Genomic DNA, 15,118 nt, shown 5'->3' with positions numbered 1-15,118 from the left:
GGGAGGGGCAGCATGATCCGCCTGCTCGGCGGCGGTCTCATCAGCCCGCCGGCGGTCCGGCTCGACGGGCCGATCTGCTACATCCGCCCGCCGCTGCCGCGGGACTGGCGGGAATGGGCCGACCTGCGGGCGGACTCCCGCGCCTTTCTGACCCCCTGGGAGCCGACATGGCCGGCGGACGCCCTCTCCCGCGCCGCCTTCGGGCGCCGGCTGCGGCGGCAGGCCCAGGAATGGCGCGACGACCAGGGCTACAGCTTCCTCGTCTACGACCGGGCGACCGATCGGCTGGTCGGCGGGCTGGGGCTGACCAACCTGCGGCGCGGCGTGGCCCAGATGGCGACGCTCGGCTACTGGGTGGGGCAGCCCTACGCGCGCAACGGCTACATGTCCGGCGCCACCCGGCTGGTGCTGGATTTCGCCTTCGGGCAGTTGGGCCTGCACCGGGTCGAGGCGGCCTGTCTGCCGACCAACGCGCCCAGCCGCGGCCTTCTGGAGAAGGTCGGCTTCACCCACGAAGGCTACGCGCGCGGTTACCTGCGCATCGACGGGGTGTGGCGGGACCATGTCCTCTACGCCATCCTGCGCGAGGAATGGCGGGGCTAACCTCTCCGATCGGGGTGTCCGGACCCCAATTCCCAAGGCTTTGTTCCCGCCGGCTTAACCCGCGGTTAAGGGAGCGGGCGCAGGCTGACGGCATGTCCTTCCCATCGCGCGAGGCGGATATGTCGTCGAACCCCACCTGGACGAAAGAAAATTCCCTGACCTACACCGTCGAGCTGGACGGGCGCCGCGTCGACCTGCGTTACGAGGCGTCGGGCTTCCAGAGCGGCTGGGCGGTTTACGCCGGCAACAGGCTGGTCGAGCGGTGCAGCGAGCTGATGCAGGCACGCGGCCTCGCCCTGGCGATCGCCAGCAAGGGTCCGTGAACGACGTTTGATGAGAGGCCCCGCCGCGTGCACTGCGGCGGGTCGTGCCCGTGACCGGGAGCGGACGCCGTCAGGCGTGCCCGGCCTCCGCCGAGAGCATGGAGAGGCTGACGCCGAGCTTGGCGATGGAACGTTCCCACTTGGTGTCCAACTCGGGATCGAACAGCAGCGATTCGTCGCAGGGCACGTTCAGCCAGCCGTTCGCCTGGATTTCCGCGTCCAACTGACCCGGCCCCCAGCCGGCATATCCGAGCAGCAGGATGTTGCGGCGCGGCCCGCGGTTCTCCGAAATCGCGCGCAGGATGTCGATGGTCGCGGTCAGCGCCACCTCGTCGTCCACCACCAGCGTGCCATCCCGCACGTAATCGGTCGAATGCAGGACGAATCCACGCCCCGACTCCACAGGGCCGCCATAATGGACGGGCATGTTGGCGATCGGGTCCTGGATCTCGATCTCGAGCTGTTCCAGCAAATCCTCGAAGGTGACCGACCCGAACAGGCGATTGACGACGAGGCCCATGGCGCCGTCTTCGTTGTGGGCGCACATATAGATCACGGTCCGCTGAAAACGCGGGTCCGTCATGCCCGGCATGGCGATCAGCAACTGGCCGGTCAGATAGTCCGAGGACTTGGTCAGGTGCGGCATGGGCGCTATCCTTGTGTCGGGGGACGGGCGGACCGTTGGGCGGCCGCCCGCAGCCGTCTTCGCCCGAGTGTGACAGCACGGGCCAAGCTTTGTCATCCATATACAGCCGAGGCCGATGGGCGGCCCGCTGCGTCTTGATATGAGAACAGTCGGTGCGATGAAAAGGTTTGTTCCGTTCCTGCTCGCCATCCTGGCCTTGGCCGCACCCGGACCGGGGAGGGCGGAGACCGCCGCCTGGGTCACGTCCGGCCCGGTGGAGGCGCGGCTCGTCGCGTCGGTGCAGGGGGTGGGCGATCTCGCCAAAATCCCCCTCGGGCTGGAGGTCCGGCTGGAGCCGGGCTGGAAGACCTACTGGCGCACCCCCGGCGACGCCGGATTCGCGCCGCGCCTGGACTGGTCGGAATCCCGGAACCTCAAGGCGGCGGACCTGATCTACCCGGCCCCGCACCGCTTCACCGTCCTGGGCTTCGAGACGGCGGGCTACGACGCGGAGGTGCTGTTCCCCATCGCCGCCATCCCGGCCGAGCCGGGCAAGCCGCTCGACCTCGCGCTGAAGGCGGAACTGCTGGTCTGCTCGACCATCTGCGTGCCGGAGATGGTGGCGCTGTCCCTGTCCATCCCCGAGGGACCGGCGACGCCCGGGCCGTCGGCCAACGACATCGCCCGCGCCCAGTCCCTGGTGCCCGGCGACGGGCGGGCGTCGGGCCTGACCGTCACGGCGGTGCGTGGCCAGGGCGCCGTGCTGGAGGTCGAGGTGACCGCGCGCGAGCCGATGGTCGCCCCCGACGTGTTCGTGGAGACCGACCCGCCGGTGACCTTCGCCGCGCCCAAGAGCCAATTCCTCGACGGCGACCGGCGCGCGATCCTGCGGATGGACGCGACCGACCCGACTCCCGGCCTGGACCTTGCCGGGCGGGCGATGACGCTGACCGTGGTGGACGGCAACCGCTCCGTGGAGGCTCCGGCCACCGCCGCGGCGGGACTGGGCGGGGGCGCCGGGGCGGCTCCGGCGGGGCTGCTGGCCATGCTGGGCGTCGCCCTGCTGGGCGGGCTGATCCTCAACCTGATGCCCTGCGTGCTGCCGGTGCTGTCGCTGAAGCTGCTGTCCATCGTCCAGCATGGCGGACGGGCGCCCGCCGCGGTGCGCGCCGGCTTCCTGGCCTCGGCGGCGGGCATTCTGACCTCCTTCCTGATCCTCGCCGGGGCGCTGGTCGCGGTGAAGGCGGCGGGCGGTGCCGTGGGCTGGGGCATCCAGTTCCAGCAGCCGCTGTTCCTCGTCTTCATGGTCGTGCTGGTGACCCTGTTCGCCGCCAACCTGTGGGGCCTGTTCGAGCTTCCGCTGCCGCGCGCCGTGGCCGACCGGCTGGGTGGGCCGGAGGGGCAGGGGCTGGGAGGGCAGTTCGCGACGGGTGCCTTCGCCACGCTGCTCGCCACGCCCTGCTCCGCGCCCTTCCTGGGGACGGCGGTGGGCTTCGCGCTGTCGCGTGGGGCGCTGGAGGTGTTCGCCATCTTCGCCGCGCTGGGCGTCGGGCTGGCGCTGCCTTACCTGCTGATCGCCGCATTCCCGCGCGCCGCGCGCCTGCTGCCGCGTCCGGGGCGCTGGATGGTGGCGCTGCGCCGGGTGCTGGGCGGGGCGCTGGCCCTGACCGCGCTGTGGCTGCTGTCGGTGCTGGTCGTCCAGGTGGGCGAGGTGCCGGCGCTGGCCGTCGCCGTGCTGATGGGCGGGCTGGTCGCCGCGCTGTGGCTGGGCCGCCGGCTGGCGGAGACGGCGCGCTGGGCCGGGGCGGCGCTGGCCGGCCTGCTCGCCCTGGTGGCCTTCGCGGTTCCCGCCGTCTTCGGCCCCTCCGCCGGGGCGGCTCCGGTCGCCGAAGACACAGCGGCGCGCTGGGTCGTCTTCGACGAGGCGGCGATCCGCGAGCAGGTGGCCGCCGGGCGCACCGTCTTCGTGGACGTCACCGCCGACTGGTGCATCACCTGCCAGGCAAACAAGAAGCTGGTGCTGAACCGCGGCACCGTCGCGCAGCGGCTGGAGGACGCCGGGGCGGTGACCGCCATGCGCGCCGACTGGACCCGCCCGGACGAGACCATCGCCCGCTATCTTGCCCGACACGGCCGCTATGGCATTCCCTTCAACATCGTCTATGGTCCGGGGGCTCCGGAGGGCATCGCGCTTCCGGAACTGCTGACCGAAGGCGCCGTCCTGGACGCGCTCGACCGGGCGTCAGGCAAGATCAAAAGCTGAAACACAAAAAATTGGGAGTTCAGGAGACATGACCATTCAAGTGGGCGACGCCATCCCGTCCGTCACGCTGAAGCATCTGACCGACAACGGGATGCAGGACGTCACCACCGACGCGCTGTTCAAGGGCAAGACGGTGGTGCTGTTCTCCGTGCCGGGCGCCTTCACCCCGACCTGCTCCGCCAAGCATCTGCCGGGCTTCGTCCAGAAGGCCGATGACCTGAAGGCCAAGGGCGTGGACGACATCGTCTGCCTCGCCGTCAACGACCCCTTCGTGATGCGCGCCTGGGGCGAGAAGAACGGGGTCGGCGGCAAGGTTACCATGCTGCCCGACGGCAACGCCGCGCTGACCCAGGCGCTGGGCCTGACGATGGACGGCACGGGCTACGGCCTCGGCCTGCGCGGCCAGCGCTTCGCCCTGGTCGCCAAGGACGGCAAGGTCACCCACCTCGCCGTCGAGAAGCCGGGCCAGTTCGAGGTGTCCTCGGCCGAGGCCGTGCTGGGCGCCCTGTAAGGGGGCCTGAAATCCCTCTCCCGTCCCGGGAGAGGGTGCCCGCGCAGCGGGCGGGTGAGGGTCGTGCGAAGGTCGATAATGGATTCTTGGCCGCACCCTCACCCGCCCGCCGCCATGCGGCGGGCCCCTCCCTCTCCCGGGGCGGGAGAGGGGATAACCGTCACCCCGCCTTCTTGCGGTCCCAGGTGGTGTCGGCCACGCCGCGTTCCCGCAGCTTCGCCTTCTGCACCTTGGCGGTCGGCGTCTTGGGGAAGGCGTCCACGATGTCGATGTAGCGTGGCTGGGCGTAGCGCGGCAGTTCACGCTCGGCAAAGGCCGCCACCGCCTCCGGCGTCAGGGCCGCACCCGGCGCGGCGACCAGGGCGACCATGATCTCGTCCTCCGCCCCCGGAATGCCCGCGGGCACGGCGTAGGCGGCGACCTCCGCCACCCCCTCCAGCCGCGACAGCACCGTCTCCACCTCGTAGGACGAGACGTTCTCGCCACGGCGGCGGATGCAGTCCTTGATGCGGTCGACGAAGGTGACGTAGCCCTCCGCGTCCATCACCGCCGCGTCGCCCGTGTGGAACCACAGGTTCCGCCACGCCTCCACCGTCTTGTCCGGCATCCGGTGGTAGCCGGACAGGAAGCCGAAGGCCGCCTTCGGTCGCACCATGACCTCGCCGACCTGGCCGCGCGGCACCGGGATGTCGGTCTGCGGGTCGCGGATCTCGACCTCGAAGTAGCGGTCGTAGACCTTGCCGCAGGTGCCGGGGCGCGGCTTGCCCATCTCGGCGTAGAGCGGGATGTTCACCTCGGTCATGCCGTAGAGGCTGATGACGTCGCGCACGCCGAAGCGCCCGCGCAGCACCCGCTCGGTGTCCGCCGGGTTGGGGGCGGCGCCGACGAGGCGCAGGGGATGGTCCCGGTCGTCCGGGCGCGGCGGCTGGGCCACCACGAAGGCGGTGACGGCGCCCAGCGAGTTGGTCACCGTGCAGCCGTGCCGCCGGATGTCGTCGAGCCAGGCGGAGGCGCTGAACCGCTCGCGCAGGACCGCCGACCCGCCGGAGATCATCGCGGCGTAGAGCTGCATGTAGAGCCCGTTGGCGTGGAACAGCGGCAGGCAGATGTAGAAGCGGTCCTCGTCGGTCAGGGCGAAATTGTCGATGGAGCCCAGCCCGAACAGGAAGCCGTGGCCGTGCGGCATCAGCACGCCCTTCGACAGGCCGGTGGTGCCCGAGGTGTACATGATGCAGGCGTCGTCGCCGGCGCGGGGCAGGGGGCCGTCGTAGGGGGCGGCGTCGCGCCAGCCCTCCAGCGCCGTGTGCGGCGATCCGGCCATGGCGCCGGGCACCACCAGCCCACGCAGCGCGGTCAGGCGTGGCGCGATGTCGGTGATGCGGTCGGCCAGCGCGGCGTCGACCACCGCCAGGGCCGCCCCGGCGTTCTCCAACTGGTGCTCCAGGAAGCCGCCCTTCAGCTCCGTGTTCAGAGCGACCATGACGGCGCCCAGCCGCCCCAGCCCCAGCCACACGCGCACGAAGTCCAGCCCGTTCGGCAGCATCACCGCCACCGTGTCGCCCGGCTTCACGCCCAGCCCGGCGAAGAAGCCGGCCACCCGGCTCGCCTGCTCCTGGGCCTCGGCGTAGGTCAGCGATTCGCCGGCGTTCTCTTTGGCGGCGATCATCGTGACGAAGGTCTTGGCGCCGCGTTCGGCGGCCTGATGGGCCAGCACCTCGGGCAGCACCCAGCGGGCTTCGTTCCGCAAATGCGGATACATCTCGGTCTCCTCCCAACGATCTTTCGTCGTTCGTTATCGGAGGAAGCCTAGCGGGACGGCGGGTCCGCCGTCCACAAACCCTTGAGGATGGTCACCGTTCGCCGGGAGGGATCAGCCCTGCGCGGCCTGCCGGACCTCGGCGACGCCCTGGCGCGCCAGCGCGTCGGCCCGCTCGTTCTCCGGATGGCCGGCGTGGCCGCGCACCCAGTGGAACTCGATGCGGTGCTGCCGCTTCGCCTCGTCCAGGCGCCGCCACAAATCCTCGTTCTTCACCGGCTTCTTGTCGGCGGTCTTCCAGCCGCGGGCCTTCCAGCCGTGAATCCACTGGGTGATGCCGTTCTTCACATACTCGCTGTCGGTGTAGAGCCGCACCTCCATGGGCCGCTTCAGCGCCTCCAGCGCCTGGATGGCGGCCATCAGCTCCATGCGGTTGTTGGTGGTGGCCGGCTCGCCGCCGTACAGCTCCTTCTCCACCCCGTTGTAGCGCAGGATGGCGCCCCAGCCGCCGGGGCCGGGGTTGCCGCTGCAGGCGCCGTCGGTGAAGATGTCGACGACCTTCGGCGCGCCCTTGTCGCCGCCGGTGCCGCCCCCGCCGTTGGTATCCGTCGTGTCCGTCATGGCGTCAGACCTGATAGCTGCCGCCGTCGTCGAGCGCGTAGTCGCCGAGCCCGCGGACGGTCTGGTGGAAGCGCAGCTTGCGCAGATATTCCAGCGGGTCCTTCGGGCGCACGAAGGCCCCCGGCGGATGGTTCAGCCAGTCGTAGAGGCGCGTCAGCAGGAAGCGCAGGGCGCTGCCGCGGCACAGCCAGGGCAGGGCGGCCAGCTCGGCCGGCGACAGGGGACGGACCTTCTGGTAGTTGGTCAGCAGCATCCGCGCCTTGGTGGCGTTGAACGACCCGTCGACCTCGAAGCACCAGGCGTTCATGCAGATCGCGATGTCGTAGGCCAGGAAGTCGTTGCAGGCGAAGTAGAAATCGATCAGGCCGGACAGCCCGTCGCCGCGGAAGAACACGTTGTCGGGGAACAGGTCGGCGTGGATGACCCCGGACGGCAGGCCGGCGGGCCAGTTGGCCTCCAACGCGGCAAGCTCCGCCTCCAGCGTGGCGCGCAGGTCGCGGGCCACCTCGTCGGCGCGCGGCGCGCATTTCCCGGCAAGGTCCTTCCAGCCGTCCAGCGACAGGGCGTTGGGACGCTCCATCCGGAAATCGGCGACGGCCAGATGCAGGCGGGCCAGCGCCGTCCCCAGCTCCGCGCAGTGGTGCGGCGTGATGCGGCGCGGCCACATGCCGGCCAGGAAGGTCACGATCACCGCCGGACGCCCGGCCAGCTCGCGCAGGGACTGCCCGTCCTTGCCCTGTACCGGCAACGGGCAGGCGATGCCCTTGTCGGCGAGATGCTCCATCAGGCCCAGGAAGAAGGGCAGATCCTCCCGCCGGGTGCGCTTCTCGTAGAGCGTCAGGATGTAGGGGCCGCGCTCCGTCACCAGGAGGAAATTGGAATTCTCCACCCCCTCCGCGATGCCCTTGCAGGACAGGACGGCGCCCAGATCGTACTGGGCGATGAAAGCGTTCAGCTCGTCGTCGGTGACTTCGGTGTATACGGCCATGCCAGCGCCTTACCGGGATTCGGGGCGCCGGTCAATGCCGCCGCGGCCGCTCGCCTCTGGGCCGCTCACAGGGCGATGCCGTCGTAAAGCGCCGCCAGCGGAAGCTCCGCCCCGATGGAGGCCAGCGGCAGCGTGGCGTCCTCGGTGAAATCCTCGACGATCCAGCGCCGCCCGTCGCGGCGCCAGAGCTGTGCCCGGACGGCGCGGCTGTCCACCAGCAACACCTCCTGCACGGAGGGGATCTGCATATAGTCAGGCACCTTGGTGCCGCGGTCGTGACTGGCCGTGCTCTCCGACAAAATCTCGACCACCAGCACCGGATTCGGCGTCGAGCGCTGGCCGGGCTGGTGGGGCGAGCAAGTGACGGCGATGTCGGCCTCGTAGAAGCGGTCGGCACGGTCGTCGCGTTCGATGGCCGTTTCCGTCAAGACTCGACAGGGTGGACGGAGGCGCATGCCGATAGCGATGATGATCGCCGCCGTCAGCCGGCTGTGCGCCTGGTTGCACGGACTCATCGCCTGCGGCTGCCCGCCGACCAGCTCGTAGCGCGTGTCCGGCTCCTGCCGGTCGGCCCAGGCGAGAAACTCGTCGATGTCCATCTTCTGGATGGCGGGCGCGCCCATGAACGTCTCCTTCGCGAAGGCCGGTCCCCGGATTATGCGTCCGCCGGGACCGGACGGGAAGGGGCGCCGCCGTCCAGCAGCGGCTTCGGCAGCTTGAAGGTGATGTCCTCGAAGGCGGTGCGCAGCTCCTCCACCGTCACGGCGTAGCGGGCGCGGGCGGCCTCGATGACCTCCTCCACCAGCACTTCGGGGGCCGACGCGCCGGCGGTGATGCCCAGCGTGGCGACTCCGTCGAGCGCCGACCAGTCGATGTCCGCCGCGCGCTGGACGAGCTGGGCGCGCTGGCAGCCGTGGATCTTCGCCACCTCGACCAGCCGCTTGGAGTTGGAGGAGTTCGGCGCGCCCAGCACCAGCAGGGCGTCCACCTTGGGTGCTATGGCCTTCACCGCCTGCTGGCGGTTGGTGGTGGCGTAGCAGATGTCCTCCTTCTTCGGCCCGCCGATGGTCGGGAAGCGCGCCTGGAGGGCGGCGACGATGCTCGCCGTCTCGTCCACCGACAGGGTGGTCTGGGTGGCGTAGGCGAGGTTGTCCGGATTGTCCACCTGGACCGTCGCCACGTCCTCCACCGTCTCCACCAGCACCACGGCGCCCGGGGGCAGCTGGCCCATGGTGCCGATCACCTCCGGGTGGCCGGCGTGGCCGATCAGGACGATTTGGCGCCCCTCGTTGAAGTGGCGCTCGGCCTCGCGGTGCACCTTGCTGACCAGCGGGCAGGTGGCGTCGAGGTAGAACAGGCCGCGCTGCTCCGCCGCCGCCGGGACCGATTTCGGCACGCCATGGGCCGAGAAGACCACCGGCACGCCGTCGGGAACCTGATCCAGCTCGTCCACGAAGATGGCGCCCTTGGCCTCAAGGCTCTGCACCACGAATCGGTTGTGGACGATCTCGTGCCGGACATAGACGGGGGCGCCGAACCGCTCCAGCGCCACCTCCACGATCTGGATCGCGCGGTCCACGCCGGCGCAGAAGCCACGGGGGGCCGCGAGCAGGATGGTCAGGGGCGTCTGGGTCATGCGCGTCGTTCCGGTGTCTCGAAAAAAGGGGCGTAAGGGTTCGTACGTCGGAGCGGCGGCGTGGCCTTGTGCCGGCCCCACCGCTTCTCTAAAGTCGTGGCAGAACACACCCTTCCAACCGTTAGGCCAGACCGATGGACCGCCGCCGCGACCGTAATATAGGAACCCCCGCCCGGAAAAGCCCGCGGGCGCTTGCATTCGCGAGTCTCGGTGTTCTGGCGCTCACCGGCTGCTCCGGACTCGGGGGCGGCAGCAACGCACCGGCGGACATGGCCTTGGCCTGCCCGAAAGTGTCCATCGTCCGCGATCTGGCGGAGGTCACCCAGTTCCGCAACGGCGGCGGGCGCGACCTGACGGACGTGACCTCCCGCGCGGCGCTGGCCGACTATTCCGGCAACTGCGACTACACCAGCGACGGCGTCACGGTGAACGTGAACGTCTTCCTGATCGCGGAGCGCGGGCCGGCCATGCAGGGCAACACGGCGAACTACCGCTATTTCGTCGCCGTCGCCAAGCCGGGCGAGGAGACGCCGACCACCAAGACGGAGTTCGACACCTCCGTGACCTTCGAGTCCGGCAAGCTCCGCTCCGGCAGCCGCGAGGAACTGGCGCCGAAGATCCCGCTGCCCAAGGACGCCAACGGCAAGGACTGGAAGATTTTCCTGGGCTTCCAGCTGACGCCGGAGCAGCTGGCCTTCAACCGGGCGCAGATGAAGCAGTGATCGGGTAAGGGGGGCAACATTCATGGCCAGCGCACCGGTCGCCGCGACCAAGGAACCCATCGTCATCGAGCTTGAGGCCGGCAAGACCTACTGGTGGTGCCGTTGCGGGCGCAGCGCCAAGCAGCCGCTGTGCGACGGCAGCCACGCCGGAACCGGCCTGGAGCCGATGAAGTTCGCCCCCGCCACCTCCATGAAGGCGCGCTTCTGCGGCTGCAAGGCGACGAAGAAGCCGCCCTTCTGCGACGGCAGCCATCTGGACCTGACATGAGCGTCGCCGGGACCCCAGCGAACCCCGATTGACATTCGCAAGGGTCCCGGTAGGTTAAACGGCACAAGCCGACGATCCCTCGCGGGAGAGATCATTGCCCGGCCACCGGAGAACCGGATGCCGGGCAGTGGCGCCGAAGGAGCAACCGCCCCGGAAACTCTCAGGCAAAAGGACCGCAAGGGGGATAAGGCAACTCTGGAAAGCAGCTTCGTCCGCGCACAGCGGGCGACGGCTCACCGAAGGAGTAAACCGGTTGTCGGGGTTGGACCCCGCCGGTGAATCTCTCAGGTCCAGGACAGAGGGGGCAGGACTCGCGCCAATCCCGGCGCGGGTTGTGCGACCCTATGTCGGAGGACCCGCGTGACCGAGGCTTCTGAGTCCCTCAAGACAACGCCGCTGCACAGCCTCCATCTGGAGCTGAAGGGCAAGATGGTGCCCTTCGCCGGCTATGACATGCCGGTGCAGTACCCGCTCGGCATCCTCAAGGAGCACCAGCACACCCGCGCCAAGGCCGGGCTGTTCGACGTGTCGCACATGGGGCAGGTGCGCCTGACCGGCGAGGACCCGGCGGCCGCGCTGGAGTCGCTGGTCCCCGGCGACATCAAGGGGCTGGCCCGCGGGCGCATGCGCTACACGCTGTTCCTGAACGAGCAGGGCTGCATCCTGGACGACCTGATGGTCACCAACGCCGGGGATCACCTGTTCCTGGTCGTCAACGCCGCCCGCAAGGACCACGACGTCGCCCACATGCGCGAGCGGCTAAAGGGCAAGGCCGAGGTGGAACTGCTGGACGACCTCGCCCTGATGGCGCTTCAGGGGCCGGAGGCCGCGGCGGTGCTGGGGCGCTTCATCCCCGAAGCGGCCACCATGAAGTTCATGAGCTACTTGCCGGCCACCTTCGACGGCATCCCGGTCATCATCACCCGCTCCGGCTACACGGGCGAGGACGGCTACGAGATCTCCTGCGACAAATCCGACGCCGAGACCATCGCCCGTGCCCTGCTGGCCGAGGACGAGGTCGAGGCCATCGGGCTGGGTGCCCGCGACTCGCTGCGGCTGGAGGCCGGACTCTGCCTCTACGGCCACGACATCGACGAGACGACGACCCCGGTCGAGGCCGGCCTGGAATGGGCGCTGTCCAAGCGCCGCCGGGAGGAGGGCGGCTTCCCCGGCCACGCCATCATCATGGACCAGCTCGCCAACGGCGCCCCGCGCCGCCGCGTCGGCCTGCAGCCGGAAGGCCGCCAGCCGGCCCGCGAGCACACCGACGTCTGCGACGCCGATGGACAAAAGATCGGCGAGGTGACCAGCGGCGGCTTCGGCCCCACCGCCTCCGCCCCGGTCGCCATGGGCTATGTGGACCGCGCGCACGCTGCCGTGGGCACGCCGGTGCAGCTCATGGTCCGCGGCAAGCCGCTGGCCGCCAAGGTCGCCGCCATGCCCTTCGTGCCGCAGCGCTACTACCGCGGCTGAGAATCACAAAACCGTTTCGAACAGGGGACAACCATGACCATCAAGTACACCAAGGACCACGAGTGGGTCCGCGTCGAGGGCGATGTCGGCACCGTCGGCGTCAGCGATCACGCCCAGCAGCAGCTCGGCGACGTCGTGTTCGTCGAGCTGCCGGACGTCGGCCGCCAGCTCGCCCAGGGCAAGGAAGCCGCCGTCGTGGAGTCGGTGAAGGCCGCCAGCGACGTGTTCGCCCCGGTGTCCGGCGAGGTGATCGAGGCCAACGCCGATCTGGAGAACGACCCGTCGCTGGTCAACGCCGGGGCCGAGACCACCGGCTGGTTCTTCAAGCTGCGCCTCAGCAACCCGTCGGAGCTGGACGGGCTGATGGACGAAGCCGCCTACAAGGCCTTCGTGGAAGGGCAAGCCTGAGATGCGCTACCTGCCCCTGACCGAGGCCGACCGGCGCTCCATGCTGGAGGCCATCGGCGTGCCGTCGGTGGACGAGCTGTTCCGCGACGTGCCCGAGGCGGCCCGCCTCTCCGGCCCGATCGAGGGGCTGTCCAACCACATGGGCGAGCTTGAGGTCGAGCGCGCCCTGTCGGCGATGGCGGGGAAGAACCTGCCCGCGGGCAGCGTGCCGAGCTTCCTCGGCGCCGGCGCCTACCGCCACCACATTCCGGCGACGGTGGACCATCTGGTGCAGCGCGGCGAGTTCCTGACCGCCTACACGCCGTACCAGCCGGAGGTGAGCCAGGGCACGCTGCAGGTCCTGTTCGAGTTCCAGACCCAGGTCTCGCTGCTGACCGGCATGGACGTCGCCAACGCCTCCATGTACGACGGCGCCACCGCCTGCGCGGAAGCCGTGATGATGGCCAACCGCGTCACCCGGCGGAAGAAGGCCGTGCTGTCCGGCGGCCTGCACCCACATTACCGCGACACCACGACGACCGACGCCCGCTTCATCGGCTTCGAGACGGTGGTGATGCCGCCGGCCCCGACCGGTGGTGAGGACCTGCTGGCCGAGGTCGACGGCGACACCTCCTGCGTCGTCGTGCAGAACCCGGACGTGTTCGGTCATGTCCGCGACTACACCGAGCTGGGCAAGGCGTGTCAGGCCAAGGGCGCGCTGCTGATCGTCGTGGTGACGGAGGCCGTGTCGCTCGGCCTGCTGACCCCGCCGGGTGAGATGGGCGCCGACATCGTGGCGGCGGAAGGCCAGTCGCTGGGCAACGCGCTGAACTTCGGCGGCCCCTATGTCGGGCTGTTCGCGGTGAAGGAGAAGCTGGTCCGCCAGATGCCGGGCCGCCTCTGCGGCCAGACGGTGGACGCCGACGGGCGGCGCGGCTTCGTGCTGACGCTCTCCACCCGCGAGCAGCACATCCGCCGCGAGAAGGCGACCTCCAACATCTGCACCAACTCCGGCCTGTGCGCCCTGGCCTTCTCCATCCACCTCAGCCTGCTGGGCGAGGAGGGCTTCAACCGGCTCGCCGGGATCAACCACGCCAAGGCCGTGCAACTGGCCGACAAGCTGGCTGGGGTGAAGGGCGTGGAGATCGTCAACGGCAGCTTCTTCAACGAATTCACGGTCAAGCTGCCGAAGCCGGCCGCGGAGGTCGTGGAGGCGCTGGCGCAACGCGGCATCCTGGGCGGCGTTCCGGCCTCCCGCCTGTTCGGCGGCGGGCTTGACGATCTGCTGATCGTGGCCGCCACCGAAACCAACACCGAGTCCGACATGGACGCCTTCGCCACCGCCCTCGCCGAGGTTCTGTGATGAGCATGAACAACCAGGGTCGCCCGACTCATATCTCCGGGGGCATCCAGAATTCGGACAGCGCCGTTCCGCAGACCGTCACCGGCAACCGCGGCCTGCAGATCGAGGAGCCGCTGATTTTCGAACAGGACAGCGCCGGGCGTTGCGGCGTCGACCTGCCCGAAGTTCCGGCGGTGGCGTCGCGCCTGGGCGCCGTCAAGCCGCGTGGCAAGATCGGCTTGCCGGGCCTCGCCGAGCCGCAGGTGGTCCGCCACTACACCCGCCTGTCGCAGAAGAACTACGCCATCGACAGCGGCCTGTACCCGCTCGGCTCCTGCACGATGAAGCACAACCCGCGCCTGAACGAGAAGATGGCGCGGCTGCCCGGCTTCGCCGACGTTCACCCGCTCCAGCCCGAAAGCACGGTGCAGGGGGCCTTGGAGCTGATGGCGGAGCTGGGCCGCTGGCTCGCCACGCTGACCGGCATGGCGGCGGTGACGCTGGCCCCGGCGGCGGGCGCGCACGGCGAGATGTGCGGCATCATGGCGATCCGCTCCGCCCATGACGCCAAGGGCGACACGGGGCGCACCAAGATCCTCGTCCCGGAAAGCGCCCACGGCACCAACCCGGCGACCGCCGCCGCCTGCGGCTACGCGGTCGAGGCGATTCCGGCGACCGAGGACGGGCGTGTCGATCTGGGGGCGCTGAAGGCCAAGCTCGGCCCCGACGTCGCCGGGCTGATGCTGACCAACCCGAACACCTGCGGCCTGTTCGAGCGGGACATCATCACCATCGCCGAGGCGGTGCACGCGGCGGGCGCCTATTTCTACTGCGACGGCGCCAACTTCAACGCCATCGTCGGGCGGGTGCGTCCGGCGGACCTCGGCATCGACGTGATGCACATCAACCTGCACAAGACCTTCTCCACCCCGCATGGCGGCGGCGGTCCGGGCTCCGGCCCGGTGGTCTTCGCGGAGTCGCTGGCCCCCTTCGTCCCGGTGCCCTACGTGGTGCAGGACAAGGACGGCGCCTTCCGTCTGGTCGAGCAGGCCGGCGACGGCCCGGCCTTTGGGCGGATGAAGGCGTTCCACGGCCAGATGGGCATGTTTGTCCGCGCGCTCGCCTACATGATGAGCCACGGCGCCGACGGCCTGCGGCAGGTGGCGAACGACGCGGTGCTGAACGCGAACTATCTGCTGGCCCGCCTGCAGGACGTGATGACGCCCTCCTTCGAAGGGCCGTGCATGCACGAATGCCTGTTCGACGACCGCTTCCTGAAGGGCACGGGGGTGACCACGCTCGACATCGCCAAGGCGCTGATCGACGAGGGCTTCCACCCGATGACCATGTACTTCCCGCTGGTCGTGCATGGCGCCCTGCTGATCGAGCCGACCGAGACCGAGTCGAAGGCCAGCCTGGACCAGTTCGTCACCGCCTTGCGCGCGCTGGCGGAGCGGGCCAAGTCCGGCGACGTGGCGTACTTCCAGGGCGCTCCGCGCCTGACCCCGCGCCGCCGCCTGGACGAGACCGCCGCGGCGCGCAAGCCGGTGCTGCGCTGGACGCCGGCGGTGGAGCCGGAGACGGTCGCGGCGGAGTAAGG

At 69.9% G+C, this 15,118-nt stretch carries 16 protein-coding genes and 1 riboswitch; of the genes, 10 read left to right on the top strand and 6 right to left on the bottom strand.

The window, feature by feature from the left end:
• Positions 1-12: 12 nt before the first annotated feature.
• Both ABVN73_RS07870 and ABVN73_RS07865 read left to right on the top strand, forming a co-directional pair.
• The gene (locus ABVN73_RS07870; protein ID WP_353857529.1) at positions 13-603 is read left to right on the top strand and encodes a GNAT family protein; all 591 of its coding nucleotides are present in this window, start codon (positions 13-15) and stop codon (positions 601-603) included.
• A gap of 92 nt (positions 604-695) precedes the next feature.
• Positions 696-926 (top strand): hypothetical protein, encoded by a 231-nt coding sequence (locus ABVN73_RS07865; RefSeq protein WP_353857528.1) that lies wholly within the window; start codon positions 696-698, stop codon positions 924-926.
• 70 nt (positions 927-996) lie between these two features.
• Here the strand turns inward: ABVN73_RS07865 and ABVN73_RS07860 are convergent, their stop codons facing one another.
• The gene (locus tag ABVN73_RS07860) at positions 997-1,572 is read right to left on the bottom strand and encodes a YqgE/AlgH family protein (RefSeq protein WP_353857527.1); all 576 of its coding nucleotides are present in this window, start codon (positions 1,570-1,572) and stop codon (positions 997-999) included.
• A gap of 157 nt (positions 1,573-1,729) precedes the next feature.
• Between ABVN73_RS07860 and ABVN73_RS07855 the strand changes: the two genes are divergently transcribed.
• Positions 1,730-3,814: a protein-disulfide reductase DsbD domain-containing protein gene (locus tag ABVN73_RS07855; RefSeq protein ID WP_353857526.1), complete on the top strand. Its 2,085-nt coding sequence runs from the start codon at positions 1,730-1,732 to the stop codon at positions 3,812-3,814.
• 28 nt (positions 3,815-3,842) lie between these two features.
• Positions 3,843-4,325 carry a peroxiredoxin gene (locus ABVN73_RS07850; RefSeq protein ID WP_353857525.1) on the top strand — a complete coding sequence of 161 codons (483 nt, stop codon included), beginning with the start codon at positions 3,843-3,845 and terminating at the stop codon, positions 4,323-4,325.
• A 160-nt stretch (positions 4,326-4,485) separates the two neighbouring features.
• Here ABVN73_RS07850 and ABVN73_RS07845 read toward each other — a convergent pair whose 3' ends face one another.
• The 5 genes from ABVN73_RS07845 to ispH all read right to left on the bottom strand — a co-directional run bounded on the left by ABVN73_RS07845 (position 4,486) and on the right by ispH (position 9,326).
• On the bottom strand, positions 4,486-6,084 hold the full coding sequence (locus ABVN73_RS07845; protein ID WP_353857524.1) for an AMP-binding protein: 1,599 nt from the start codon (positions 6,082-6,084) through the stop codon (positions 4,486-4,488).
• Between the two features lie 111 nt (positions 6,085-6,195).
• Positions 6,196-6,702 (bottom strand): ribonuclease HI, encoded by a 507-nt coding sequence (gene rnhA / locus ABVN73_RS07840; protein WP_353857523.1) that lies wholly within the window; start codon positions 6,700-6,702, stop codon positions 6,196-6,198.
• Positions 6,703-6,706: 4 nt separating this feature from the next.
• A complete protein-coding gene (locus ABVN73_RS07835) occupies positions 6,707-7,690 on the bottom strand; it encodes a homoserine kinase (RefSeq protein ID WP_353857522.1) in 984 nt (327 codons plus the stop codon).
• Between the two features lie 65 nt (positions 7,691-7,755).
• The gene (locus ABVN73_RS07830; protein WP_353857521.1) at positions 7,756-8,313 is read right to left on the bottom strand and encodes a Uma2 family endonuclease; all 558 of its coding nucleotides are present in this window, start codon (positions 8,311-8,313) and stop codon (positions 7,756-7,758) included.
• A 32-nt stretch (positions 8,314-8,345) separates the two neighbouring features.
• Positions 8,346-9,326, bottom strand: coding sequence for a 4-hydroxy-3-methylbut-2-enyl diphosphate reductase (gene ispH / locus ABVN73_RS07825; protein ID WP_353857520.1), 981 nt, complete (start codon positions 9,324-9,326; stop codon positions 8,346-8,348).
• A 269-nt stretch (positions 9,327-9,595) separates the two neighbouring features.
• Between ispH and ABVN73_RS07820 the strand changes: the two genes are divergently transcribed.
• From ABVN73_RS07820 to gcvPB, 6 genes are all read left to right on the top strand, one after another.
• The gene (locus ABVN73_RS07820) at positions 9,596-10,048 is read left to right on the top strand and encodes a hypothetical protein (RefSeq protein ID WP_353857519.1); all 453 of its coding nucleotides are present in this window, start codon (positions 9,596-9,598) and stop codon (positions 10,046-10,048) included.
• A 22-nt stretch (positions 10,049-10,070) separates the two neighbouring features.
• Positions 10,071-10,316 (top strand): CDGSH iron-sulfur domain-containing protein, encoded by a 246-nt coding sequence (locus tag ABVN73_RS07815; protein ID WP_353857518.1) that lies wholly within the window; start codon positions 10,071-10,073, stop codon positions 10,314-10,316.
• A 72-nt stretch (positions 10,317-10,388) separates the two neighbouring features.
• Positions 10,389-10,502, top strand: a riboswitch (glycine riboswitch).
• Between the two features lie 174 nt (positions 10,503-10,676).
• Positions 10,677-11,789, top strand: coding sequence for a glycine cleavage system aminomethyltransferase GcvT (gene gcvT / locus ABVN73_RS07810; RefSeq protein ID WP_353857517.1), 1,113 nt, complete (start codon positions 10,677-10,679; stop codon positions 11,787-11,789).
• A 33-nt stretch (positions 11,790-11,822) separates the two neighbouring features.
• Positions 11,823-12,197: a glycine cleavage system protein GcvH gene (gcvH, locus tag ABVN73_RS07805; protein ID WP_353857516.1), complete on the top strand. Its 375-nt coding sequence runs from the start codon at positions 11,823-11,825 to the stop codon at positions 12,195-12,197.
• A gap of 1 nt (position 12,198) precedes the next feature.
• Positions 12,199-13,539 carry an aminomethyl-transferring glycine dehydrogenase subunit GcvPA gene (gene gcvPA / locus ABVN73_RS07800; protein ID WP_353857515.1) on the top strand — a complete coding sequence of 447 codons (1,341 nt, stop codon included), beginning with the start codon at positions 12,199-12,201 and terminating at the stop codon, positions 13,537-13,539.
• Positions 13,539-15,116 (top strand): aminomethyl-transferring glycine dehydrogenase subunit GcvPB, encoded by a 1,578-nt coding sequence (gene gcvPB / locus ABVN73_RS07795; protein ID WP_353857514.1) that lies wholly within the window; start codon positions 13,539-13,541, stop codon positions 15,114-15,116. The genes gcvPA and gcvPB overlap by 1 nt, the downstream gene beginning before the upstream one ends.
• Positions 15,117-15,118: the final 2 nt, after the last annotated feature.

Source organism: Azospirillum formosense (assembly GCF_040500525.1).
In the GTDB taxonomy this organism is placed as follows: domain Bacteria; phylum Pseudomonadota; class Alphaproteobacteria; order Azospirillales; family Azospirillaceae; genus Azospirillum; species Azospirillum formosense_A.
The sequence above is the reverse complement of the archived record's forward strand: the minus strand, read 5'-3'. Positions and strand labels throughout refer to the sequence as shown.

Excerpts from the sequence above, each read along its gene's own strand:
- ABVN73_RS07870 (WP_353857529.1), top strand. The coding sequence starts at position 13 with ATGATCCGCCTGCTCGGCGGCGGTCTCATCAGCCCGCCGGCGGTCCGG.
- ABVN73_RS07865 (WP_353857528.1), top strand. The coding sequence starts at position 696 with ATGTCCTTCCCATCGCGCGAGGCGGATATGTCGTCGAACCCCACCTGG.
- ABVN73_RS07860 (WP_353857527.1), bottom strand. The coding sequence starts at position 1,572 with ATGCCGCACCTGACCAAGTCCTCGGACTATCTGACCGGCCAGTTGCTG.
- ABVN73_RS07855 (WP_353857526.1), top strand. The coding sequence starts at position 1,730 with ATGAAAAGGTTTGTTCCGTTCCTGCTCGCCATCCTGGCCTTGGCCGCA.
- ABVN73_RS07850 (WP_353857525.1), top strand. The coding sequence starts at position 3,843 with ATGACCATTCAAGTGGGCGACGCCATCCCGTCCGTCACGCTGAAGCAT.
- ABVN73_RS07845 (WP_353857524.1), bottom strand. The coding sequence starts at position 6,084 with ATGTATCCGCATTTGCGGAACGAAGCCCGCTGGGTGCTGCCCGAGGTG.
- rnhA (WP_353857523.1), bottom strand. The coding sequence starts at position 6,702 with ATGACGGACACGACGGATACCAACGGCGGGGGCGGCACCGGCGGCGAC.
- ABVN73_RS07835 (WP_353857522.1), bottom strand. The coding sequence starts at position 7,690 with ATGGCCGTATACACCGAAGTCACCGACGACGAGCTGAACGCTTTCATC.
- ABVN73_RS07830 (WP_353857521.1), bottom strand. The coding sequence starts at position 8,313 with ATGGGCGCGCCCGCCATCCAGAAGATGGACATCGACGAGTTTCTCGCC.
- ispH (WP_353857520.1), bottom strand. The coding sequence starts at position 9,326 with ATGACCCAGACGCCCCTGACCATCCTGCTCGCGGCCCCCCGTGGCTTC.
- ABVN73_RS07820 (WP_353857519.1), top strand. The coding sequence starts at position 9,596 with ATGGCCTTGGCCTGCCCGAAAGTGTCCATCGTCCGCGATCTGGCGGAG.
- ABVN73_RS07815 (WP_353857518.1), top strand. The coding sequence starts at position 10,071 with ATGGCCAGCGCACCGGTCGCCGCGACCAAGGAACCCATCGTCATCGAG.
- gcvH (WP_353857516.1), top strand. The coding sequence starts at position 11,823 with ATGACCATCAAGTACACCAAGGACCACGAGTGGGTCCGCGTCGAGGGC.
- gcvPA (WP_353857515.1), top strand. The coding sequence starts at position 12,199 with ATGCGCTACCTGCCCCTGACCGAGGCCGACCGGCGCTCCATGCTGGAG.
- gcvPB (WP_353857514.1), top strand. The coding sequence starts at position 13,539 with ATGAGCATGAACAACCAGGGTCGCCCGACTCATATCTCCGGGGGCATC.